Origin of the sequence: Succinimonas sp., from assembly GCF_045225735.1 — a bacterium.
Taxonomy (GTDB): Bacteria; Pseudomonadota; Gammaproteobacteria; order Enterobacterales; family Succinivibrionaceae; genus Succinimonas.
The window spans coordinates 1-24,424 of record NZ_JBGVBR010000433.1 but is presented as its reverse complement, the minus strand read 5'-3'; the positions used below and the strand labels follow the sequence as shown (position 1 = coordinate 24,424).

At 52.2% G+C, this 24,424-nt stretch carries 18 protein-coding genes; 10 read left to right on the top strand and 8 right to left on the bottom strand.

Going from position 1 to position 24,424, the window contains the following annotated elements; translation table 11 throughout:
• The 4 genes from malQ to ACJROR_RS15125 all read left to right on the top strand — a co-directional run.
• The coding region (malQ, locus tag ACJROR_RS15140) for a 4-alpha-glucanotransferase (RefSeq protein WP_406547819.1) at positions 1-2,020 on the top strand (2,020 nt) is incomplete at its 5' end.
• Between the two features lie 381 nt (positions 2,021-2,401).
• A complete protein-coding gene (glgB, locus tag ACJROR_RS15135; RefSeq protein WP_406041073.1) occupies positions 2,402-4,585 on the top strand; it encodes a 1,4-alpha-glucan branching protein GlgB in 2,184 nt (727 codons plus the stop codon).
• Positions 4,586-4,594: 9 nt separating this feature from the next.
• Positions 4,595-6,943, top strand: a complete 2,349-nt coding sequence (glgX, locus tag ACJROR_RS15130; protein WP_406547818.1) for a glycogen debranching protein GlgX — start codon at positions 4,595-4,597, stop codon at positions 6,941-6,943.
• A 275-nt stretch (positions 6,944-7,218) separates the two neighbouring features.
• On the top strand, positions 7,219-7,803 hold the full coding sequence (locus ACJROR_RS15125) for a flavin reductase family protein (RefSeq protein WP_406547817.1): 585 nt from the start codon (positions 7,219-7,221) through the stop codon (positions 7,801-7,803).
• 727 nt (positions 7,804-8,530) lie between these two features.
• Here ACJROR_RS15125 and ACJROR_RS15120 read toward each other — a convergent pair.
• The 5 genes from ACJROR_RS15120 to trpB form a co-directional block, all read right to left on the bottom strand.
• Positions 8,531-8,719, bottom strand: a complete 189-nt coding sequence (locus tag ACJROR_RS15120; protein WP_406041078.1) for a transcriptional regulator — start codon at positions 8,717-8,719, stop codon at positions 8,531-8,533.
• A gap of 47 nt (positions 8,720-8,766) precedes the next feature.
• Positions 8,767-9,243: a Panacea domain-containing protein gene (locus ACJROR_RS15115; RefSeq protein WP_406547816.1), complete on the bottom strand. Its 477-nt coding sequence runs from the start codon at positions 9,241-9,243 to the stop codon at positions 8,767-8,769.
• Positions 9,244-9,320: 77 nt separating this feature from the next.
• Positions 9,321-9,539: a hypothetical protein gene (locus ACJROR_RS15110; protein ID WP_406041082.1), complete on the bottom strand. Its 219-nt coding sequence runs from the start codon at positions 9,537-9,539 to the stop codon at positions 9,321-9,323.
• A 387-nt stretch (positions 9,540-9,926) separates the two neighbouring features.
• Positions 9,927-10,724, bottom strand: a complete 798-nt coding sequence (gene trpA / locus ACJROR_RS15105) for a tryptophan synthase subunit alpha (protein WP_406547815.1) — start codon at positions 10,722-10,724, stop codon at positions 9,927-9,929.
• Between the two features lie 2 nt (positions 10,725-10,726).
• Positions 10,727-11,908: a tryptophan synthase subunit beta gene (gene trpB / locus ACJROR_RS15100; protein ID WP_406547814.1), complete on the bottom strand. Its 1,182-nt coding sequence runs from the start codon at positions 11,906-11,908 to the stop codon at positions 10,727-10,729.
• 270 nt (positions 11,909-12,178) lie between these two features.
• Here trpB and ACJROR_RS15095 point away from each other — a divergent pair, with 270 nt between their 5' ends.
• Positions 12,179-13,129, top strand: a complete 951-nt coding sequence (locus ACJROR_RS15095) for a sugar-binding transcriptional regulator (RefSeq protein WP_406041620.1) — start codon at positions 12,179-12,181, stop codon at positions 13,127-13,129.
• 259 nt (positions 13,130-13,388) lie between these two features.
• Here ACJROR_RS15095 and sppA read toward each other — a convergent pair whose 3' ends face one another.
• Together sppA and ACJROR_RS15085 are read right to left on the bottom strand one after the other, a co-directional pair.
• Entirely contained in the window at positions 13,389-15,275 is a 1,887-nt protein-coding gene (sppA, locus tag ACJROR_RS15090) for a signal peptide peptidase SppA (RefSeq protein ID WP_406547813.1), read from the bottom strand.
• A 168-nt stretch (positions 15,276-15,443) separates the two neighbouring features.
• On the bottom strand, positions 15,444-15,665 hold the full coding sequence (locus tag ACJROR_RS15085) for a hypothetical protein (protein WP_406041616.1): 222 nt from the start codon (positions 15,663-15,665) through the stop codon (positions 15,444-15,446).
• A 323-nt stretch (positions 15,666-15,988) separates the two neighbouring features.
• On the opposite strand from ACJROR_RS15085, the gene guaB reads away from it, so the two are divergent.
• From guaB to ACJROR_RS15060, 5 genes are all read left to right on the top strand, one after another.
• Positions 15,989-17,452, top strand: a complete 1,464-nt coding sequence (gene guaB, locus ACJROR_RS15080) for an IMP dehydrogenase (protein ID WP_406041614.1) — start codon at positions 15,989-15,991, stop codon at positions 17,450-17,452.
• Positions 17,453-17,561: 109 nt separating this feature from the next.
• The gene (gene guaA, locus ACJROR_RS15075; RefSeq protein WP_406041612.1) at positions 17,562-19,142 is read left to right on the top strand and encodes a glutamine-hydrolyzing GMP synthase; all 1,581 of its coding nucleotides are present in this window, start codon (positions 17,562-17,564) and stop codon (positions 19,140-19,142) included.
• A gap of 692 nt (positions 19,143-19,834) precedes the next feature.
• Positions 19,835-20,758 carry a PoNe immunity protein domain-containing protein gene (locus ACJROR_RS15070; protein WP_406547812.1) on the top strand — a complete coding sequence of 308 codons (924 nt, stop codon included), beginning with the start codon at positions 19,835-19,837 and terminating at the stop codon, positions 20,756-20,758.
• A complete protein-coding gene (locus ACJROR_RS15065; protein WP_406547811.1) occupies positions 20,758-21,678 on the top strand; it encodes a DUF5131 family protein in 921 nt (306 codons plus the stop codon). The genes ACJROR_RS15070 and ACJROR_RS15065 overlap by 1 nt, the downstream gene beginning before the upstream one ends.
• Positions 21,679-21,907: 229 nt before the next feature.
• Positions 21,908-23,623, top strand: a complete 1,716-nt coding sequence (locus ACJROR_RS15060) for an alpha-amylase family glycosyl hydrolase (protein WP_406547810.1) — start codon at positions 21,908-21,910, stop codon at positions 23,621-23,623.
• 208 nt (positions 23,624-23,831) lie between these two features.
• Here the strand turns inward: ACJROR_RS15060 and ACJROR_RS15055 are convergent, their stop codons facing one another.
• Positions 23,832-24,365: a hypothetical protein gene (locus tag ACJROR_RS15055; protein WP_406547809.1), complete on the bottom strand. Its 534-nt coding sequence runs from the start codon at positions 24,363-24,365 to the stop codon at positions 23,832-23,834.
• Between the last annotated feature and the right edge of the window lie 59 nt (positions 24,366-24,424).

The following is a 24,424-nucleotide window of genomic DNA, read 5'->3' as shown; positions in this document are numbered from 1 at the left end:
GGACGAACTCTATGACAAGGGTGTGGAACCGGTAATTGTCGCCTTTGAGAATGAAGGCCTTTCATTCAAGATAAGACTTACCGATGACGAAGCCAAGGATCCGCTTTCCTTCGAGGTTACCAAGGAGGACGGCACCAAGTGTCAGGGACCGGTGCTGATGACCCCCAGCGCCGCCAGCGAGAAGAGAACAGTTCACGGCCTCACCTATACCGCTTATGACGCCAAGGTGCCCATTGATTTGCCCTTCGGCTATCACGAAATTGCCTTCAAGACCAGAAAGCGCACCATTTCCGGGATCAGGCTTATCGTTTGTCCCAAGTCCTGCTACAAGCCGCCCAGAATTCAGGAAGGCTTAAAGGTATGGGGCCCCAGCGTGCAGCTCTATGCTCTCCGCAGCGCCAGAAACTGGGGTATCGGCGATTTTTCCGACCTGGCAGAGCTCATCAAGTATCTGGCTGACAACGGAGCCGGCTTCGTAGGCATTAATCCTATTCATGCCGCTTATCCCTCCAATCCTGAATCGGCTTCTCCGTACAGCCCTTCCTCCCGCCGCTGGCTCAATGTTATTTACATTAACGTTGAAGATACCCAGGAATACAATGAGAACGAGGATGTGCGCCGCAAGGTATGCTCCATTGAGTTCCAGAAGAAGCTCAATCAGCTCAGAACCGCCGAATATGTTGATTATGCCGGTGTTATGAAGCTCAAGCTGGAGACCCTCCGGGATCTTTTTGCCGGCTCTACCATTTCCGACGGCAGATCCAGAAGAGGCAAGGCCTTTACCAGATTCTGCAACGAAGGCGGCTTGGCCCTTTACCAGATGGCCACCTATGACGCTCTTCAGGAATACCTGTACAACCAGGGCAAGCAGGCCTGGGGCTGGCCGGTATGGCCGGCAATCTATCAGAAGTACACCAATACTTCTGTAAAGAACTGGCAGGAAAAGCACGAAGCTGACATCAAGTTCTACATGTTCCTGCAGTTCCTGGCTGACGAGCAGCTGGAAAAAGCCAATAAGGTTGCTCAGGACAGAGGCATGGCCGTAGGCATTTACCGCGATTTGGCCGTAGGCGTTTCCAGCGGTTCCGAAGAGCTTTGGGCCAACGGCGGCATCTACTGCACCAAGGCCTCCGTAGGCGCTCCTCCTGATCCTCTGGGACCTCTGGGACAGAACTGGGGACTTCCTCCCATGGATCCGCAGAAGCTTCTGGATGAAAAGTATCAGCCGATGATTGATCTTTTCAGATCCAACATGAGACACTGCGGCTCTCTGAGAATCGACCATGCCATGTCTCTCTACAGACTGTGGTGGGTTCCGCCGGCAGCTCCGGCCAGCGAAGGCGTGTACGTGTACTACAGAGTCAAGGAGCTGGTGGGCATTCTGGCGCTGGAGTCTCATCGCAACAAGTGTCTCATCATCGGCGAGGATCTGGGCACCGTTCCTGACGAGATGCGCACTATTCTGAAGGATGCCGGCATTCACTCCTATCGCATCTTCTTCTGGGAGAAGGCGAATGACGGCGGCTATCTGGCTCCCAAGGATTATCCGGAACAGGCCATGAGCGCTCTTTCCACCCATGACATGCCTACCATTCTCGGCTGGTGGAATCATGAGGATCTCAAGCTCGGTCTCAAGCTCGGTCTCTACAACGAGCAGCAGGCTCACGATATCGGCGAGGGCCGTTATCAGGATCAGCAGAGAATTCTGGACAGCCTGCACGGTCTGGGTTCCGTGGGCGACAAGGTGCCTTCCGACGGCCGTAACTGCCCGATGAGCCCTGAGCTTCTGGAGGGACTCCAGATCCATATGTGCCGCGGCAGCTGCGCGCTGTTCAGCACTCAGATCGAGGACTGGATCAGAATGGAGAAGCCGGTAAACGTTCCGGGCACCTCCACCGAGTATCCTAACTGGCGGCGCAAGATTACCAAGAATCTGGATGAAATCTTCTCCGATCCTGATGTGCTCAAGCTGCTTCATGAGATGACCGAAGCCAGAAACAGCGTTTCCACCCACTACTAACAGGGGTATTTTCTGACAGACCGGCATTCCTGCGAGGGTTCGTCCCCGGGAGTGCCGGTTTTTTTGTTTTGAGACAGCTTCCGGCGAAAAGCGTTTTCGGGAGGGGCGGACTTTCTCTTAGTCTTGCCCTTAGTCCTGCCCCTTGTGTTTTCTTATCCGGCTCGCTCTTTTGTCTGCATGGCCTTAATTTTCAAGATCTTGCTCAAGTTATGGAAATTATTTTTGGAAAAAAATCCCGTAATGTTATAAAAATTCATAAATGGGGCAATGGGGATCTGATACGTTCTTCTGAACCAGTTCTGTGTTGTTTTTGTTAAAGGTTTTTCTTTGCGGGCCTCCGGAGAGGCTTCTCACGAAAACTTTTGTTAAGGAAAAATTTAGATGCTGATTGATGATTTGAATAATGCCGCTTTGGCAAAGCCTTTTGAAACCTTTGGTTTGCAGAAGGTTGAAGGGAAGAAGGGCTTTCTTCTCAGAACCTGGCTTCCGGGCGCTCTTGAGGTTGATGTAAAGTCCCTTGACGGCAAAAAGAAACTGGGCAAGATGAACCGCGTAAACGAAGACGGTCTTTTCGAGCTCGAGTTCCCCAATGCTGACAAGGAATTCCATTATTCATTCGATGTGCATTATCAGGATTCCAGCGTTCCGGTAATAGATCCCTATCAGTTCAGGAATGAAGCCTTTGCCGGGCTTTCCACCATGCGCAACGAAGCTGCCAACCTTTACCGCACCCTGGGCGCTCAGCTTACTGAGATCGAGGTTGACGGCGTTAAGGTCAAGGGCGTGCGTTTTGCCGTATATGCTCCTTCCGCCAGCAATGTCAGCGTAATCGGCGATTTCAATTTCTGGGACGGCCGCCGTCATCCCATGGAAAAGAGCCTCCTGGGCCACTGGGTGCTCTTTGTTCCGGGCATCAAGGTAGGCGACCGCTATAAGTATGAGCTCAAGGATCCTATGGGCAACAGACTTCCTCATAAGTCCGACCCGGTGGGCTTCTATTCCGAGCAGTATCCTTCCTTTGCTTCCGTGGTTTACGATCAGACCTGCTATGAATGGCATGACAGCGACTGGATCAAGAGCCAGGAAAACAACAAGCTGAAGCAGCCCATCTCCATCTATGAGCTTCATTTCGGCTCCTGGAAGCGTCATGAGGACGGTTCCTCCCTGTCTTACCGCGAGATGGCCGAACAGCTTATTCCTTATGTCAAGGATATGGGCTACACTCATATCGAGCTGATGCCGGTTATGGAGCATCCTTTCTCCGGATCCTGGGGCTATCAGCCGGTAGGTCTTTTTGCTCCTACCAGCCGTTTCGGCACCGCTGATGATTTCAAGTACTTCGTTGATCAGTGCCATGCTGCCGGCATCGGCGTGATTCTGGACTGGGTACCGGCTCACTTCCCTTCAGATTCCCACGGCCTCGCCAGATTCGACGGCACTCCGCTCTATGAATACGAGGATCCGAGAAGAGGTTGGCATCCGGACTGGAACTCCTATATCTACGACTTCGGCCGCGATACCGTAAGACAGTTCCTGGTGGCTTCCGCTCTCTTCTGGCTTGACCATTATCATATTGACGGTCTCCGCGTTGACGCCGTGGCTTCCATGCTGTACTGGGATTACTCCAGAAAGGCCGGCGAATGGATTCCGAATGTTGACGGCGGCAATCACAACTACGAGGCTATCAGCCTGCTCAAGTGGTTCAACGAAGAGGTTTACAAGAACTATCCGCACTGCATGACCGTGGCAGAAGAGTCCACCGCCTTCCCGGCTGTTTCCCGTCCGACCTTCAACGGCGGTCTGGGCTTCGGCTTCAAGTGGAACATGGGCTGGATGCACGATACTCTGGAATACATGAAGAAGGATCCTATCTACCGCAAGTATCATCACAGCGAAATGACCTTCTCCATGATTTACGCCTATGATGAAAACTTCATCCTCCCGCTCTCTCATGACGAGGTGGTTCACGGCAAGCAGTCCCTGCTCTACAAGATGCCGGGCGACGAATGGCAGCAGGCCGCAAACCTCCGCGCCTACATCGGCTACATGTACGCTCATCCGGGCAAGAAGCTGAACTTCATGGGCAGCGAATTTGCTCAGACCGCCGAGTGGAACCATGACAGTCAGCTGCAGTGGTGGCTCCTGGACTTCGACAAGCACAGAGGGCAGAAACAGCTGGTGAAGGATCTTAATAAATTGTACGTTTCCGAGCCGGCATTATATAATGCAGACTATGACAAGTGCGGATTCATGTGGCTTGATCACAGCGACTATCAGAACAGCATCTTTGCGCTGATCAGACGCGATGAGAATCAGGAAAATGAGATCATTGCTGTAAGTAATTTCACTCCGACTCCACATCAGAACTACCGTCTTGGCGTACCGAAGAAGGGCACTTACAAGGTATTGTTGAACACTGACAGCAGACATTACTGGGGCAGCGATTTCGATGTAGGCGGTCTGACCTTCAAGGCCAGTGATGTTTCGTGGCATGGTCAGTACCATTCAATTACTCTGAATCTCCCTCCGCTGGCTACTGTTTTCTTGAAACGTATCGGAGATTAGTAAACTAATATGAGCAGTGAAAATTTCACGCTCGTATCAGGTAGAGAGGCCCCATTAGGGGCCTCTTTGTGTGATAAGGGCTGTAATTTCAGTGTCTGGGCGCCGGAAGCCGCAAAGGTGACGCTGGTGCTTTACACCAATGATGAGCAGGAAATATGTCGTTTTGACCTGCCGGATAAAAATAACGGCACCTGGTATGGCTTTGTGGAAGGAGTCCGCGCCGGGCAGCTCTATGCCTACAGCGTTGACGGGAGATACGCTCCCCGTGAGGGCGTGGCCTTCGACCCGAAAAAGCTTCTCATCGATCCCTATGCCAAAAAGCTTAACCGTCCGCAGATCTGGAATTACGATAAATATCTCCATGACTCCCGGGCCTTTATCAGCAAATCGGTGGTAGTGGATGATTCCTTTGACTGGCAGGGGGTGACGAAGCCTAATATCACCCGCGGCCGGGCTATTCTTTATGAAACTCATGTCAGGGGTTTCACCAAGCTGAACGAACTCGTGCCGCCGGATCTCCGGGGCACCTATCTGGGTCTCTGTCAGCCGGATGTGATAAATTACATCAAGGAGCTCGGGGTTACCGTGGTGCAGCTCATGCCGGTATATGCCAAGATGAGCGAATCCCGTCTGGTGGACATGGGACTTACCAATTACTGGGGCTATAACCCGATTTCCTTTATGGCTCCCGAGCCTTCCTATGCCAAGGATGATGCGGTAACCGAATTCAAGACCATGATCCGGGAATTCCACCGGGCCGGCATTGCCGTGATTCTGGATGTGGTATACAACCATACCGCCGAGGGCGGCTATGGCGGGCCGAATGTTTCCTTCCGGGGCTTTGATAACAGGAATTACTACGTCTACGAACACTCCCAGGACGGCAAGGGCTTTAACTACGAGGCCACCACCAACGTAACCGGATGCGGCAACAGCTTTAATTCCTCCTCCGAATCCGGCCTCCGGATTATCATGGACTCTTTGCGCTACTGGCTGACCGAAATGCAGGTGGACGGCTTCCGCTTCGATCTTGCGGTAACCGTGGCCCGGGAAACCACGCCCTACGTCTTCAATTCCTTTGAACCTCACGGCACCTTCTTTAAGGCTGTGAACGCCGATCCTGTGGTGGGCCGGGCGCTCCTTATCGGGGAACCCTGGGATATCGGGGGCTTCGGCTATCGTCTGGGACAGTTCCCTCCCAAATGGAGCGAGCAGAATGACCGCTACCGCGATACCGTGCGTTCCTTCTGGAGAGGCGATCCCGGCTGCATGGGCGAGTTCGCCACAAGGCTTCTGGGTTCCCGGGACATTTATCCCAAGGAATTCCGTTCCATTAACTCCTCCGTAAACTTTGTCTCCTATCACGACGGCTTTACTCTGGAGGATGTGGTGAGCTATAACAACCGCCACAACGAGGCCAATAGGGAAGACAACAAGGACGGCACCAGCAACAACGTTTCCTGCAACTACGGCGAGGAAGGCCCCACCAAAAACCCGCGGATCCTGAAGAAGCGCGCCCAGATCAAGAGAAACATGCTGGCGACGGTAATGCTGTCTCAGGGTATTCCGCATATTGTGGCCGGCGATGAGATTTCCCGGACGCAGCATGGCAACAACAATGCCTACTGTCAGGACAATGAAATCAGCTGGGTGCACTGGGATCTGGACAAGGACAAGAAGGATCTTTACAACTTTGTGAAGCTCCTTACCGGCATTCGGCTGAGCTCCCGGGTGTTCACCGAGCTCCAGCTTAAGGATGACGGCTTCCGAGTCACCGGAAAGCCGCACCATGAGGTCAACTGGTACCATCCCAGCGGTTTTGCTCTGGTGGACAATGACTGGCATTCTCCGGTGGCTCAGGTCTTCATGCTGGACATCGGCTCCAGCGCCGCTGACGGCGAACGCTTCGTGATCATGTTTAATGCCAGCGGCTACGACATCTGCTTCCATCTTCCGGAAAACTCTCCGGGGAAGCGCTGGAGCGCCGTTATGGATACCTGCGAGGCCGACGGCTTCCCCCGCCGCTTCAGCGATGAAACCGGTCTTTATCCGGTGTGCTGCTCCTCCTCCGTGAAGCTTCTTAAGGAGATTCCGGATGACGGCAAGCGGGTAGCCAGCATCATTGAAAGAATGGAAAGCGATGCCGAGCCGGCCACAGAGATTGTTCCCGCTGCCGGGGAGGCCGCAGACGAGATTCCGGAGAATCTGCTTGCCGCTGAGAAGGAAGAGGTTCTTCTGTACAGCAGCAAGGTGCCGTCCCGGAAGTCCGTAAACGCTCATAAGTTCAGTCATGCCAGAAAGAGCTTTGCCTTCCGGAAGAAGAATCTTATCAGGAGCAAGTGCGGCAAAAAGAAATAAAACCTTTTTCTGAAATGCTGTATTAGCTGCGCTATGTTGCATGGCATTAATAACAGGGGATCGGCTCTGAAGCCGGTTCCCTTTTTTTATGACGGGCTTTTCCGGTTATCGCAGGCGCAACCTGAGATCGGTGACAGTTTATGACCTGTTTTCTTTGCCGATTTCCGCGGATAGGCTTAGAATCGGGTTATACGAAGATTGTCCGGACAGAGGAGGGACATAAGGTTCCTTCCGCTTGTCCGGATACCTGCAAAGCGAAGTAAAGGAGTATATAAATGCGCAAGGATCTGGGCGAGAAGCCGCTTATTTATCCGCAGCCTGTTCTTCTGGTGGGAACCTATGATGCGGACGGTGTGCCGAATCTTATGACCGCCGCCTGGGGCTGTGTCTGGGGATTAAAGGAGGTGGAGATTAATCTTTCCGTAGATCATAAGACCTCTCAGAATATTCGCCTGCACGAGGCTTTTACCTTGAGCATGGCCACTCAGGATGTTATTGCCGCTGCGGATTATGTGGGACTGGTCAGCGGTAAAAAGGTGGCTGACAAGATAGAGCAGGCGGGTTTTCATGACGAGCCGGCAGTTCATGTATATGCGCCGCTGTTCCGGGAACTGCCCCTGACCTTGGAATGCAAGGTGCTCACCTATCATAACGAGAAGAAGGACGATTTCCGGGTTGTGGGCGAGGTGGTGAATGCCTCCGTTGATGAATCCATTCTTGATGAAAACGGCGTTATTGATCCCGCAAAGCTTAAGGCGGTTTCCTACGCCCCGGACGGTCATTATTATGTGCTTTGCGCTGAAAAGGTCGGCCATGCGTTCAAGGACGGCAAGGCTCTCATCAGGAAGCAGGGCGGCTGATTTATTTCCGGTTCCTGTCTCTTCCGCCGTTCATTTGCCATAAAGGGCTCATTTGCAGCAAGGCGGGGGAAGTTAGACAGCAGGCTTGCTGCCAGTTTCAGAAGTCACTCTCCGGAGTGGCTTTTTTGTTTGGAAGTGTTTTGTTTTGAAGGAGGGGCGGAGGAGGTGGTTTGGAAACATGACACAATCCGGAGGCTTGCATGACAGATCATTTTTTTGCTGGAGAAGGGAGGGAGGGGCGCAGGAACCGGAAGAGAATCCTGAGAGTAAACGCATAAATAGTATCTTTGAGCATGGGGTAACCCATAAATTGTGTTTTTTTGTGATTATGAGAACTAGATCCGGTGTTTGTTACAAAAAATTTACAAAATTGAGCAAAATTTGCACAATTTTTGCTGTGAGAGGAAAAATCAAGGACAAGTTTGCAAAAAAGTCCCGTTTTTCCAGTTGCTAACAGAATTATTCACAGGTTTTGTGACTTGAGAACTTGTGGATTTCCGGAAAAAACCGGGGAGTGTCTGGGGACGCCGGGAACAAAAAAATCCCGGAATGATCCGGGGGCTAGCTGGGACAAGCGGGGATAAAACCGGGAGTCTGCAATTAAGGTCAGGCTCTGTTTAGCGGGGATTTTCAAGCCTTGTTATGCCGGAAATGCAGGCCGGATGGCATCCGTGCGGGCTTGCCATCATGCGCTAATGCCTGCGCGGGATTCCTCGGGAAACTGCTGTCATAAAGATTTCAGATATTCAGCATCGTAGTTAGCCTGTAAATTCAGCCAAAAGGATCTGGATATGCCAAAGGCATATTCAAGTCCCATAGCCAGATCCATTTCTGTGATCCGGCGTTCCTCCAGCAATTCAGAAATGGTTTCACCGGGGTGTATTAACAAATCAGGGGACATTCTGCGATCTTCCATGACAATCAACTCCTCTCTGAGGCCTTCTTAAGACGGCCATTGACACATTAAATGTAGTTCTCTTTAAAATAAGCCTTAATCAGCTCTCTTTTTATTTCACGGTTCATTATTTCGCCATTGTTTGTAGCTTTTATCCACGGGCTTTCCTGAAGCGTCATGTTTCTGAGCTTCCAGGCGGACAGCTGACCAAACGTTTGAAACACATCTTCAACGAGATCCTGATCTTCCTTGCAGATCAAGTTTAGCTGCGGTTTTTCATCATCGCTCAAAGGAAGGGAATAAGGCGAATCTGCGTAAAGATCCCATACGCATTTAATAACAGGCCCGTGTCTCCATGCAATAATCGGTTCCGAAAAAAGAGAACCGCATTCCGTTGCCAAAAAAGAACCTTCCGCATAGTACATAAGCTTCAGCAGCTTTAGCAGTGAAAGGGGATCCCAGCCCTCCATATCTTCGGCAATCTTATCTCTCCAAATGAACCAGTGTGCAATCTGCTTTGCAGTGTACTTTGCTGCATGCTCCATAATACCCCTCTCAATCATGCATGAAATTAACCGAGCTTTTCAATCAGGCATTGATATTCCTTGGTTTTCGGACGTAGTTAATGCCTATTACGAGCATATCGTTGGGATAAACATATGTGCGGTTCCGGTTTTTCCGAATCTGCGGGGATGGGGTACGGCAAAAAGACGTTTGTTCTTATTGATGCTTTCAGCCTCTTTGCGATAAAAACAGTCTTGACTGCAAAAATATCCTCATCCCTGAATGCAGCCAGATCAGCAAAGGAATTGCTGTCAGCAGGATTAAGAATTTCGCTCATAAGTTAACCTCCGCGCATCATAGCCAGTTCATTCTAACACGGCGCATCATTTTGATTTGTGATATGCGATTGAACTTAACGAAAGCAGATGTCAAAACCATGCTTTCCGATCTCTGATTTTCAGATTATCCGCAAAGTATTAAACCGGAATGTTTTTTATCATTGTTGTTTGTTTCTCCCCCATTATCTTCTTGCACTGTTAAGATCAACGACGTGCTCGCCAGCAGTCATGCCGCTCTCCCTGACATGGGGACGAGTCTGGTACATGCTGCGGCAATAATCGGACACCAGTTAACATCGCCCGTCATTGCTGCTAAAACAAAAAAACTCCCGGCCAAGTCAAACATGGCCGGGAGCTATCACAGGTATTTACTGAATGTTCAGGTTCTATTTTGCAGGATTAAGAGCCCTCTTAAAGCCGGAGACATAGTCCCTGATAGCGTCAAGGCTGTAGTTGGTTTCTCTCATGATGTTGATGAGATGAGTACCGACGATGCAGCCGTCCACATGGTCAATATAAGGCTCCACGTCCTTGAACTCCTTGATGCCGAAGCCCATCATTACCGGAATCTGGGAGATCTTTCTGACATTGTCCAGATAGACGGTGGTGTTCTTGTAAAACTCATTGGCATCCTGACCGGTTACCCCCATGGAGGAGATGCAGTAGGCAAAGCCGCGGGCATTTTCCAAAAGCATGGGGATGCGATCTCCGGAGATAGGAGCGATAAGGGGCAGCAGGAACGGAGCCCCCGGCAGATCCAGGAATTCTCTCAGCTCGAAGCTCTCCTCGTAGGGCAGATCCGGAACAATGATGCCGTCAACGCCGCATTCCGCGCAGGTTTCCACAAATCTCTTAATGCCGAAGTGGTTAACGGTGTTGTAGTACAGCATGAATACCACCGGCACCTGACAGTCCTTTCTGAGTTCCTTCATCATCTCAAAAATTTTATCGATGTTGGTGCCGTTGTTGATAGCCTCCAGAGAAGCCGCCTGAATAACCGGACCGTCGGCAATGGGGTCGGAGAAGGGCACCCCCAGTTCAATAACATCCACTCCGGCCTCATCCTGGGCCTTAATGATGGAAATGGTGTCCTTAAGGCTGGGAAGCCCGGCGGTTACATAGGTAATAAAAGCCTTTTCGCCCTTGCTCTTAAGGGCATTCATTCTTTCTTCGATTCTGTTCATGATTAAAGCCCGCCTCTTTCGTTGATGTAGTTAGCGATGGTGTTTACATCCTTGTCACCGCGTCCTGACAGGTTAACAATTACAATATCGTCCTTGGTCAGATCCTTGCAGAGCTTCGGCAGATAAGCGAGAGCGTGAGAGCTTTCGATAGCCGGAATGATGCCCTCCAGCTTGCAGAGCTCCAGAAGCGCCTCCATAGCCTCGGTATCCGTTACGGAATCGTAGGTAACCCGGCCGGTCTGGCAGAGGTGCGCATGCTCAGGGCCTACTCCCGGATAGTCCAGACCTGCGGAAATGGAGTAGGCAGTCTTGATGTTGCCGTCCGGATTCTGCAGGAGGTAGGTGCGCATGCCGTGGATAATGCCCACATTCTTGGCGGACATGGCCGCGGCGTGTTCGCCGGTGCTGAGGCCCTTGCCGGCGGCTTCCACGCCGTAGAGCTTCACTTCCTTGTCATCCAGGAAGTCCGCAAAGACGCCAATGGCATTGGAGCCGCCGCCGACGCAGGCCACAATGGCAGTGGGCAGACGTCCTTCCTTCTCCAGGATCTGCTTCTTGGCTTCCTCGCTGATAATCCTCTGGAAGGCCTTCACCATTTCCGGATAAGGAGCAGGGCCCACGGCGGAACCGATGACGTAGAAGGTGTCCTCGGCATCCTTGGCCCAGGTTCTGATAGCCTCATTGGTGGCATCCTTAAGGGTGTCAGTGCCGGAATGAACCTCAACGACCTCGGCGCCCAGCATTCTCATTCTCATGACGTTGAGGGCCTGTCTTCTCATATCCTCGGCGCCCATGAACACCCGGCACTTCAGTCCAAAGAGAGCTGCTGCGGTAGCGGTGGCCACGCCGTGCTGACCGGCTCCGGTCTCGGCAATCACCTTGGTTTTGCCCATTCTCTTGGCCAGCATGATCTGTCCGATGGAGTTATTGATCTTGTGAGCGCCGGTGTGGTTCAGATCCTCGCGCTTCAGGTAGATCCGGGGGCCGTACTTGGCAGAAAGGGTTTTAGCAAAATACAGCGGAGATTCGCGGCCTACATAATCCTTCATGTAGTAACGATATTCTTCCCAGAACTTCGGATCCTTGATAACCTCGTGATAAGCCTTGTCAAGCTCGATAAGGGTAGGCATCAGAGATTCAGCAACATACTGTCCTCCGAATTCCCCGTACATTTTGTTTCTCATAATTAAGTCCTTTGTTTAAGTACTTGTCCAAATTCCTGATGCTGTCCCGGTCTGAATCCGTATCCGCATTCATGGCGCTCAGGCACGAACCATCCTCATACTGCTATTCTACTACACCGCAAAAACACCGGAAGAAATTTTTGAAATTAATTTTGCTATTGAAATTAATTTCAAAAATGCTAAGCTGAGACAGATTTTCCGGCAGCGTAAGCCAAGTCGGAGAATGGGATGGAGAAATCCTGGGAGTATCGGCTTCGGAGGACAGAAGAGATGTCAGATACCAGAGATCTGGTAAAGGTCAGCCGTCTTTTTTACTTAAAATCCCTGAGTCAGAAGGAGATTTCCGCAAAGCTGGGCATTTCCCGGCCTCAGGTCTGCCGCATGCTCCGGGAAGCCCGGGAGCAGGGCATTGTTAAAATCACCATTTCTGCCCCCGGCGGCAGCGAGGACTTCCTTTCTGAAAGACTGGAATCGGCCTTCGGTCTTCGAAACGCCTTTGTGTATAAAACCCCGGAGGTGGGAGCCGATAAAAGCTTTTACGAGCAGAGCGCCCGGGATCTTAAGCCGGCATTCAGAAAATATCCCCGCATTGCGGTGATGAGCGGGAGAACCCTTTCCGGTATTTCCCGCTCCCTTTCCGATACTGGCAAAACCGGCAATTCTTTTGTGCCGCTGGCGGGAGTATCCGGAAGCCGGGGGCAGGAATTTCAGGCCAATGAGATTGCCCGGGAGATGGCCGTGAGGACCGGGGGAGCCTACGCCACGTTAAATACGCCTCTTCTAGTGCAGAATCCCGAGCTGAGAACGCTCCTGTGTCAGGATCCCATGATCCGGGATATTCTGGAGGAAGGCAAAAACGCCGATCTGGTTCTGGCGGGGGTGGGCAGCGTGGATGAAAACTCCGGCTCCTTCAGAAGCGGCGCCTACCTTAAGGAGGACATCAAGGTGCTTAAGGACATGGGCATTGCCGGGAGCATGTGCTGCTCCTTCTTTGACCGGAACGGGCAGTTTATGGAACCGGAAATTTCCCGGAGGCTGATCGGGGTCAGGCTTACGGAACTCCGGAAGGCTCTGGTCTGGGTTTTTGCCGGTGATTATGCGGATACCCAAGCTCTTCTGGGTGCTCTTAAAACCGGGAGAGTGGCCATCCTTTCAGTAACTTGCGCCAAGGCTCAGGCGGTTTTGGATCTTCTGGAGGATGCGGTTCAGCTTACAAGTTAAAACCCCAGAATTTGTCCCCTAAGCTGAGGGACAATTTAAGACTCCGGAATTTGTCCCTCAAGCTGGGGGACAATTTAAGACCCCGGAATTCGTCCCCCAAGCTGAGGGATAATTTAAAACCTCAGAATTTACCCCCTAAGATTCGTTTGCTGCGCAGAAACGTGTAAAAGTGACAGCAAACCCCGAAGCTGTGAGACTTCGGGGTCTTTTGGAAGGCCGGAACGGATAAACTCTCTGTTCCGGTTTCTGCTTTTTCCGCTTACTGCACCGTGAAGGGGATAAAGCTTACGGTTCTGGGCTTGCCGTTTTCCTGAGGAACCAGGTTTTTCGGGGCCGGGAGATAGGAGTTAAGAATCTTCAGGGCCAGGGGCTCATTTACCAGGCTGACTGCTTTTATGATGCCGATGCCCAGATCAGAGATGTCGTCTGAAACAATGGGCTTTGAGAAGACCACCTGATAGCTGTTATCAATCTTGGCCAGCTTTGCGGCTTCGGCCACGGCATCGTCAAAACCTCCCAGCTTATCCACCAGTCCGATTTTGATCGCCTGAGTTCCGGTATAGATGCGGCCCTCGGCCAGCGGACGCACCTTGTCCACGCTCATATTTCTGGTGCCGGCCACCATTTTCAGGAACATTTCGTAGGTGTGGTCAATTTCCAGCTGCGCCATGGCCTTGTAGGTTTCCGGGAAGGGCTCCAGAACGGAAAGACTCTGAGATCCCTCGCTGCCGGCGCCGTCCACATGCACTCCGGCAAAATTCGCCAGCTTGCTGAAGTTTCCGGCCATGGCAAACACGCCGATGGAACCGGTGATGGCGGTGGGTTCTGCCACAATGTAATCGGAGGCGGTGGAGATCATGTAGCCGCCGGAGGCTGTCATGCCGCTCATGTAAATCACCACCTTGCGGCCTGATTTTCTGAAGGCTTCCACCCTGGATCTGATAAGGTCGGAGGCAAACACGTCGCCGCCCGGGGTGTCAAGATAGAGCACCAGAGCTTTTACGGAGGAATCCTCGATGGCCTTGTTGATCTGCGGAACCAGGTTTTCGCTGGTGAAATCCCAGTAGTATTCCGAGGTGCTGGTGATTTCTCCGGAGCCGAAGATAACGGCGATTTTGTTTTTGCTCTTCTGGGGATTGCTGTCAGAGGAGATTCTGAGATAGTCCCGGAAGGTCAGGGTTTCCAGTCTGCGGCGATAGCTTTCCTTGTCTGTCTTTAGGGAGATGGACTCGGCTTTGGCCACGTCTTCCATGAAGGTATCGTAGTCTGTCAGCTTGTCCACCAGGTGTCCCGAGGCAGCGGCCATGGCGGAATCCCCCTGGGATTTCTTCATGATTTCCAGATAGTTCTGGCTGCCGAATACAAAATTCTGGATGGCGGCGCCGGGACGGTTTTCGGAGATAAGCTTTTTGTACTGATCCCAGAGATCGTCGGCAATGCCCTGATATTCCGCCTTGACATGGGGGCTCATTTCATTCTGGTTGAAGGGCTCAATGGCGCTTTTGTACGCCCCGGCCTTGGGGGTGAACACCGTGATCATGGCATTGTCCAGAAGCTCCTTGAAATAGAGGGACTTCAGCTGGTAGCCCATGAGGAAGATGCCCCCCAGAGGATGGGCATAGACATTTTCTTTCACATAGGAGGCCAGAGCGTAGGTGTTCCGGTCATAGGCTTCGGAATAGATATAAACCTTCTTGCCCTTTTCCTGAAATTTTTTAAGGTCGGAGCCCATGACCTTGGCCTGATCGAGACGCAGGGAGGCTTCATCCCCCAGGCGGATGACCACGGCCTTGATTTTCTTGTCATCCGCAGCTCTCGCTATCGCCTTCCGGAAATCCTGCAGGTAGAAATACTCCCGCGGGCTGTTGTTCTTGAGGGCGTTAAGCAGGAAGTGGGACACGGATTCCACCGGAGGAGCGTCCATCACCGGAGAATTTATCACCACTGACAGCACCGGCGATTTGGGATTCTTAACATTGGAAGCTGAGGTGTGTCCGTTATCTGCCATAAGGGTGAGAATGCCGAGGAAGCAGAAGAAGGAAATGACCCCCAGGAACAGAAAAATGAAAAACAGGATATTGAAGAAGAAGTTCCTGATATAGGTGCAGACAGCGCCTGCCTGGTCAAGAAATTTTAGAAAACCCATTTAAGGTCCGTCCTTGTTAAATGCTGCGGGAATATGAAATGTCAGACACAATTTTATATGATTTTCAGGGGGTTTGTTACCCCGGGAGCGGATCGCCGCCAAAAAAAAAAGAACTCCCGAAGGAGTTCAAAAGACCAAAACAAAATGGAGGTATTGGGAATCTGTAAACTAATTTTTTCTGAAACGGTTCAGAAAACTGTCAAGAGGGAGCTCCTTCTGAGTAATCTCTTTGGCGTGGGGAGCAGTAATGTCGTCAATGTACTTCACATCGTTCTTGAAGAACACGGCATCATCAGGACGGGCGTCGTAGGAATCATCGTTGATGGATGCTTTCCGTAGTTGTTCTTCGGCATTTAAAAAATTCAGCTGATTTGCAAGTGTGGCGCTCATGAAAGAATTCCTAAGGGGCTTGTTGAACAGAGGTGCTTAACAAAATTTTTACAATTGTAACATGTTTTTAGCATTTGTGCACTAAATTTCGATTTTTTTGTGAAATTCGGCAGCTTTTGCTGAGATCCCCCTGATAAGGCCTCTTTAAGCCGTCTTTGTCGGGGAAAGCTGTCTGAAAAAGGACGTTTCCCTGGCAGCGCTCCGGGCAAAATGTGATTAATGTTAAATATTTCTTTACCGGCAGGTGAATTCTCCCTATAATACTCACGCAAAATTACCCATTGATTTCTGCGTTGCTGCATCATTAATGAGAGAGGTTTTGCATGACCCTTAGAATCGCTCAGGAAGCGCTGACATTTGACGATGTGCTTCTGGTTCCGGCCCATTCCGTTGTTCTTCCCAATACTGCTGACCTGCACACTCAGCTGACTAAAAACATCACCCTGAACATCCCCATGGTTTCCGCTGCCATGGATACCGTCACCGAGTCCGCTCTGGCCATTGCTCTGGCTCAGGAGGGCGGTCTGGGCTTCATTCACAAGAACATGTCCATTGAAAAGCAGGCCGAAGAGGTGCGCCGGGTAAAGAGATATGAGAGCGGCATGGTCAAGGATCCCGTTACCGTTAATCCCGATGCCACCATTGCCGATATTCTGGTGCTGACCCGCAAGCACGGCTTTGCCGGGTTCCCGGTAGTGGACGGAAAAGGCGATCTGCTGGGCATCATCACCGGCCGCGACGTCCGCTTTATCACCGACCTTAATATGCGCGTCTATGAGGTCATGACCCCTAAGGTAAGACTGGTAACCGTAAAGGAAAACGCCTCCCGGGAGGAGGTGCAGTCCCTGATGCAGAAGAACCGCATTGAAAAGGTGCTGGTGGTGGATGACGAATTCCGTCTTAAGGGCATGATCACCGTTAAGGATTTCCAGAAGGCTGAGGGCAAGCCCGATGCCTGCCGTGATGCCATGGGACGTCTCCGCTGCGGCGCTGCCGTAGGCGTGGGCCCGGCCAATGACGAAAGAATCGCCGCTCTGGTGAAGGCCGGCGTGGATGTGCTTCTTATCGATTCTTCTCACGGTCATTCCCAGGGAGTGCTGGATCGCATCAAGTCCACTCGTCAGGCCTATCCGGATCTCGACATTGTGGCCGGCAACGTTGCCACCGCCGAGGGCGCTCTGGCAGTGGCCGAAGCCGGCGCCTCCACCGTTAAGGTAGGCATCGGTCCTGGTTCCATCTGCACCACCCGCATTGTAACCGGCTGCGGCGTGCCTCAGATTACCGCCATTGACAATGCGGTCAGCGCTCTGGCCGGATCCGACATCAAGGTGATTGCCGACGGCGGCATCAGGTATTCCGGGGACATTGCCAAGGCTTTGGCCGCCGGCGCTAATCTGGTGATGGTAGGCTCCATGCTGGCTGGCACCGAAGAGGCTCCGGGTGAGATCGAGCTCTTCCAGGGCCGTTCCTTCAAGTCCTATCGCGGCATGGGCTCTTTGGCTGCCATGTCCAAGGGATCCGCCGATCGTTATTTCCAGTCTGACAACGCTGCTGAGAAGCTGGTTCCGGAAGGCATTGAGGGCCGGGTTCCCTACAAGGGCTTCCTGAAGAGCATCATTCATCAGCAGATGGGCGGTCTCCGTTCCGCCATGGGACTTACCGGCTGCGCCACTATCGACGATCTCCGCACCAAGGCTCAGTTTGTCCGCATTACCGGAGCCGGCATCAAGGAATCCCATGTTCATGATGTAACCATCACCAAGGAAGCTCCCAACTACAGAGTGTAGAGTTCAGGAAGCTGATTCCGGAGGCTCCGGATAACGCCGCCCTCCGTTTATCTCCCGTTCATTATCAGGGATCGGTCTCCGATCCCTTCCAGCTTAGGAAACATTCTTCATGTCAGACCAGAATATTCATAATGAAAAGATCCTTATCCTGGACTTCGGCTCTCAGGTAACTCAGCTTATCGCCCGCCGGGTGCGGGAGATCGGGGTTTACTGCGAGCTCTGGCCCTGGGATTCCTCCGAGGAGCAGATCAAGGCTTTTGCTCCGAACGGCATCATTCTTTCCGGCGGCGCGGAATCAGTGACCGCTGCCGGTTCCCCCCGGGCTCCGGAATATGTATTCCGGGCCGGAGTTCCTGTTCTGGGCATCTGCTACGGTCTTCAGACCATGGCCGAACAGCTGGGGGGCAAGGTGGAATCCTCCGATAAGAGAGAGTTCGGTTATGCTCTTGTGGATCTGGATCCGGCGGAAAACCCGCTTTTTACCGGCCTTTCCGATCAGGAAACGGACGGCGTAAGGCAGCTTGAGGTCTGGATGAGCCACGGGGATCGGGTCAGCGTTCTTCCTGAGGGCTTCCAGGTATCCGCTCATACCGAAACCTGCCCCTATGCCGCTATTGTGGATAACAGCCGCCGCTTCTACGGCGTGCAGTTCCATCCCGAGGTTACCCATACCAGAAAGGGCCGCGAGATCCTGACTAATTTTGTGAAGGGCATTTGCGGTCTCACCGGCCTCTGGAAGCCGGATGCCATTATCGAGGATGCGGTGCGGAAGATCCGCGAGACCGTGGGCAGCGAAAAGGTGATTCTCGGTCTTTCCGGCGGGGTGGATTCCTCGGTAACTGCGCTTTTGCTGCACAAGGCTATCGGCGATCAGCTGACCTGCGTGTTTGTGGATAACGGCCTGCTCCGCTTAAACGAAGGGGCTCAGGTGAAGGAAATGTTCGGGGATCGTTTCGGACTCAACATCATTTACGTTGATGCTGAGCAGCGTTTTCTGGAGGCTCTTGCCGGCCAGAGCGATCCGGAGGTCAAGCGCAAGACCATCGGCCGGGTGTTTATCGATGTCTTTGCCGATGAAGCCCGGAAGCTTTCCGATGTGAAGTTCCTGGCTCAGGGCACCATCTATCCGGATGTGATCGAATCAGCTGCCGCCAAAACCGGCAAGGCCCATGTCATCAAGTCCCATCATAACGTGGGCGGTCTCCCTCCCGATATTAAGTTCGAGCTGGTGGAGCCCCTGAGAGAACTCTTCAAGGATGAGGTGCGCCGCATTGGCGTGGCTCTGGGTCTTCCCGAGGAAATGGTTTACCGTCATCCCTTTCCGGGACCGGGCCTGGGCGTAAGAGTGCTGGGGGAGATCCGGAAGGAATACTGCGATCTTCTGAGACAGGCAGATGCTATCTTTATCGAGGAGCTCAGAAAGGCCGGCTGGTACAGCAAGGTTTCTCAGGCCTTTGCCGTGTTCCTGCCGGTGAAGTCTGTAGGTGTTATGGGGGACGGCCGCAGGTATGACTATGTGGTGGCTTTGAGATCCGTGGAAACCATTGATTTCATGACCGCCAAATGGTCTGAGCTTCCCTATGAGCTTCTGGGCCGGGTTTCCAACCGCATAATCAACGAAATCGCCGGCATCAGCCGCGTGGTTTACGATGTATCCGGAAAGCCGCCTGCAACCATTGAGTGGGAATAATCTGAGGCCCCCGGAATTCACTGTTTGCCGGGGGTTTTTTGTTTAACCGGGGCTCACGGAAATTTTAACTGGAGATGTCGGACAGGCACCGGGATGAGTTTAAGTTTCACAAGGGGTGATTGTTGGTGCCGCAAGGAAGCCGAAAAACCGCTCAAACCCTTGAAAACAAAGGACCGGGGCATTTGGATTTAAGTTTCCGTAAGTTTCACAGGGTGCGGTTTTTGCCGTCATAAGGAAGCCGGAAGAGCTCTTAAAGCCTTGAAAATAAAGGATCTGAGAATTTTGGGTTAAGTTTCCGCTTCCGTACGTTTCATGAGGTCGGTATTTCCTGTCCGCATGAAGCCGGAAAATCGCTCAAACCTTTGAAAACAAAGGATCTGGGAATTTGGATTTAAGTTTCCGCAAGTTTCATGAGGGACAGATGATTTTGGTTCAGACAGGGGCTGCTTAGTGATGTCCGGGAGTCCGGAGAGAAATCAGAAGCCGGTGATTACAGATTTATGATGTGATGTTTCCGGTTTTATGTGTCTGTCCCGGCAATTTTAGCAGGCGGTGCTCAGTCGCGGCCTTTTTGCGTTTATACTTTATGAATACTAGCCGTGGGGAGAAGTGTCCGGTGGATGATTGTGGAACAGTTTTTTTGAGAGCATGCGGAGCTTAATCAGGGGCTGAATTCGGGAGATGTTTTATTCATGAGGGATTTGCATAGTCATTTAAGCAGAGGATTTTTAGGAGAAAATTCCGATGTCACAAAGATCAGGGATCCCGGACTGTCCAGAAGAGAATATCTGGAACATCTGGTGCGCTTCAACCGGCAGCGCATATCCGAAAACAATGCCTCCATCGCAAGCGCCGAAAAGGGCGAATCCTCATCGGACGTGCGGCCGGAAATCAAGATCCGGGCGCTTCGGGCGGACAATTACTGTCTTTACAAGATCCTGCTGAACAGCGAGTATTCCCTGGGACTTCCCTGCGAGGAGATCTTTAACGATTACTGCGATGCTGTAAATGCCTTCCGGGCCACCCGCTTTTCGGATCTGGAAATCTATGCCCAGAAGTCGGAAAAGCATCAGAGCTCCACGGTGCTTTATTTCGGCTACTTCTCCCTGTTAAGACTCACCGCCATGGGACTTCTTCTGGCCAAAGACAATGCTGTTATCGAAAAGCTTTATGACGTGGCGCACCGGGAAAGGGTGGATGACCGTCTCCTGAATCTGTTCTTCCGCGCCGCCGGCTTCAATGCCTCAGATTCCGTCGGATTCTGGGATAAGGATCCCTACGGTTATTTTACTCCGCTTCTGGACAATCTTTATGATGCCTACCGGGCCATGGATGCTCTGGAGGAGTTTGTGGTGGACAAATGGATTCCCGGGCACGAGGATCATGAATTTTCCACCTATCTCATGAGCCGGTACTATCACGGTCTCTGGTGCTACGAGGCGGCGGCTTTGGCCAAAGTCCTGAAAATCGAAGACAACGGTCTTAAGAACAATCCCCATTATCCCTATGATATGGCGCACTATGATAACGGCATGGAATATCATATCAGGACTGTCCGGGACGGTCTCAGTCTGAGAGAGCGCGCCAGACTTATGCTCAAGGTCGGACACCGCTGATGCGGGATATCTGGAATCCCTGGCACGGCTGCAGGAAGGTAAGCGAGGGCTGCCGTAACTGCTACATGTTTTTCCTTGACGCCCTCAGAAATCAGGATGGCTCGGTAATCAGAAGAACCGGAGATCAGTCCTTTCGTTATCCCCTGTCCCGGGACAGGCAGGGCAATTACCGGGTAAAGCCCGGGCAGTCCCTCCGGGTCTGTCTGACCTCTGATTTTTTTCTGAAGGAAGCCGACACCTGGCGACCGGAAGCCTGGCAGATTATCCGCTCCCGCCCGGATGTGATCTTTTATCTCCTCACCAAAAGACCGGAACGCATTTCTGAAGTTCTGCCCGCAGACTGGGGGGACGGCTGGGAAAACGTCATGATTAGCGTTTCCTGCGAAAACCAGAAAATGGCGGATAAACGCATTCCGGTCCTCCTTGATCTTCCCGCCCGGCATCGCGGCGTTATGTGCGCTCCTCTTATCGGCCCCGTCACCATGGCGGACTATCTGGCCTCCGGCAAACTGGATCAGGTGCTCTGTGACGGAGAAAACTATCAGAACGCCCGGGTCTGCTCCTGGGAATGGGTGCGGGCTCTGGGCGCCGAGTGCCGGAAGGCCAATGTGACCTTTGTTTTCTGCGGCACCGGATCTTTGTTTGAGAAGGACGGCCGAATTTATCGCCTTAATTCCGGCCGATTGCGGGCCGAGCAGGCCTTTAAGTCCGGAGTAAGCTTTCAGGGCAGAAAAACGGTGTTCCGGCTTACGGATCCTCTGGGACTCCCGCTGTCCCCGGAGGATCTGGCGCCGCCGGAGTATATTGCTCCCTGTGAAAAGTGTTCCTTCAGAGTGGTCTGTCATGGCTGCGGGCACTGCGAAAGATGCGGCCGGATGGCCGCAGAGGACAATGATGCGCATGGTGCTGCGGGGCTGTGAATAACTTTTCCGCTTCCCGGTGCCGGAAGCCGGGCACCAGCGAACAAAGACTCCGGAGCCCGGGAATTATAACCCTGCGGCTTTCCGTGATATTTCTCCCAAAAATCATTTTTAGCCGGTACCGGGCATCTTAGAGCGGATCTCTTCTTTTAAAATAAAGCTATTCAGGCATTTCGTAAGAAGGAATTGCCGTTCCTAAACAAGATTCACCGCAGAAGGGGTTATTGATATGAAATACAGCGTGATCAGCATGGCCGTGGCACTGGCCCTGGTTTCGGGGTGCGCTTCCACCGGATCCAGCAAGCCGAGTAATGTTGCGGCATGGCAGAAGCCCGATGAACCGACGCATTGCGTACGGCCCGCATCCGGAAAGGATGTGACTCTTACCGGAGACAACATCAGTCTGGCCAAGAATGACAAGGGCTGCTTCGGCGGAGACAGCGCCATGTGCGATATCCGCATGTATCAGATAATGGTGGAAAGCTTCAGACACGGCAACGGCGGCGCTTCCGGCCCGCTGCAGTCCTGGGGCCCGTCCTCCCACACCGGCAACCTCAAGGGTGTTATTGACAGCCTTGACTACATTAAATCCACCGGCGCCAATGCGATCTGGCTGACCCCCATATTCACCTCTATCCCGGTGGCCGGTCAGGACTGGACCTATGACAAGCTGGACGGCACCGGCTACTACACCTCCGATTATTTCAGCATTGACCCCAAATTCGGCACCAAGGAGGAGCTTATCACCCTGGTGAACAAGGCTCATGCCATGGGAATGTACGTCTTCCTGGACGGGGTGTTCGGTCATGCCAAGGCCAATGTGGCAGTTAAAAGCCCCAAGGGCAACGAGCTTAAGCTTTCCATTCGCTGCATCGACATGTACGGCAACATTGACAAGATGTCCCTGAAGCAGGCCCGCTGCTTTGAAACCGAGGCCTCCATGCCGTTCCTGAAGGAGGTGGCCTCCTACTGGATCCGGGAAGCCAAGATCGACGGCTGGCGTCTTGATCAGGCCTATCAGGTGAAGAATGAATTCTGGAAGGAGCTTTCCGACGAGGTAGCCAAAACCTCCAAACAGGTTACCTACAAGATGAACGGCAAAAAGGTGCATCCTCTGGGCTACATGGTGGGAGAAGTCTGGTCAGAGCAGCCTAAGGATATTGAGAGAACCGTCTTTAAGAACAACGCTCTCGTAAGCGCCTTTAATTTCCCGCTCCGGGCCGAGCTTGTCAAGGTGCTGGCTTCCCGGGAGAACATTTTTGACAGATCCGCCTGCGGCCAGCCGGCTACCGAGCTTCAGGCCGGGTATCGGAAGATGCAGGGGTATACTGACGGCTCCCTGCCCAATATGTTCCTGTCCAATCACGACCTGGTGAGATTCGGTGATCTCCTCCAGAGAGCCCGCTACGAGAAGGAGGGCTCCCGCCCTGCCTCCTACTATGACGCTCACAGAGCGGCTCTGAGCTTTGTGGCAGCCTACAGCGGCCCTATAACCGTTTATTACGGCGATGAAACCGGTGATGAGACCATGGACTTTGCCATGAAGCCGGATAATTGCGGCAAGGTTGACCGCTGCGATGATCATGTATCCCGTACCGAAGGTCATGTGGACAAGCTTAATGCCGACGAAACCAAGCTGAAGAATGACGTGGCCGCCATGCTGAAGCTCCGGGATTCCCATAAGGCTTTAAGTCATGGTGTCAGGACGCATCTTTTCAGCGACCCGGGGCTCTTTGTCGATTTCAAGAGCTACGGCAAGGACAAGGTTATCTATGCCCTGAACTCCGGCACCAAGGAGCGCAAGGTTAAGGTTGATGACAGCGTCTGGGGCAAGCTAGGCTATGGTTCCTGCTCTGTCAAGTCTTTGAACGGCGCTATGGCGCAGGGGAACGAGCTGGTGCTCCCGGGGCTCTCCGGAAGCTTCTATGAGGTGCAGTGCCGTTAGTGGCAAAAATGCCTTCCTCTGAGTCAGGGGAAGGCTTTAGGGATCAAAGCCGGTCTTTCTGAATAGGGGAGGCCGGTTTTTTAAATCTTTATCGAAGGGGATCATATGCTGTTACTTATAAGATCATGTCATCCTTTCTTCTCAGCTGCGCAGCCTTTACGGTATAAATGACAGTCATCCAGATCTTCACAGAAGGCGTTGTTCAAGCTCAAATTTGAACCATATCCCTGAATAAATCCGGGATTTCAGAGTTGAATGCTGATATCTTCATAATCGTTACGGTATCGCCCAGTTCTTCAGTCGCCTTGGTAATATCTTCGTTGTCATGGAATATCAGGAACATCCGCGCGGGGGGAATGCTCAGAGCCTTTCCGGCCATAATCAGGTTTGCTGACTTGAGACGGAAATTATCAGCGGAACAGCATTTCACGGCCGTCCAGCAGGAAGAATGCCATATCATCATATCCAGAGCAGCCAGACCGGCATCAGAAATCTGCAGGGTAATGTTTCTGATGAACATTACAGAACGGGAATCCCGGACATGATCCCTCAGATACATCTGAATCTGGCGACCAACAAAGTACCGCAGCCAGTCTCCGGAGACAAATCTGTAAAGTTCATGATTGTCTGTAAGTTCAATCTCGTATTGTTGATGTATTTTTAAATAGGTGAAAGACTTGATAAGCCCATTCTGGTATAAGCCATGCAGGGTTATTTGGATGGCACCGATCATTGACGGCATAGAGTAAGTTTTCCATACATAATGTTTGTAATGTATGTGATCCCTATGCATATGGCAGA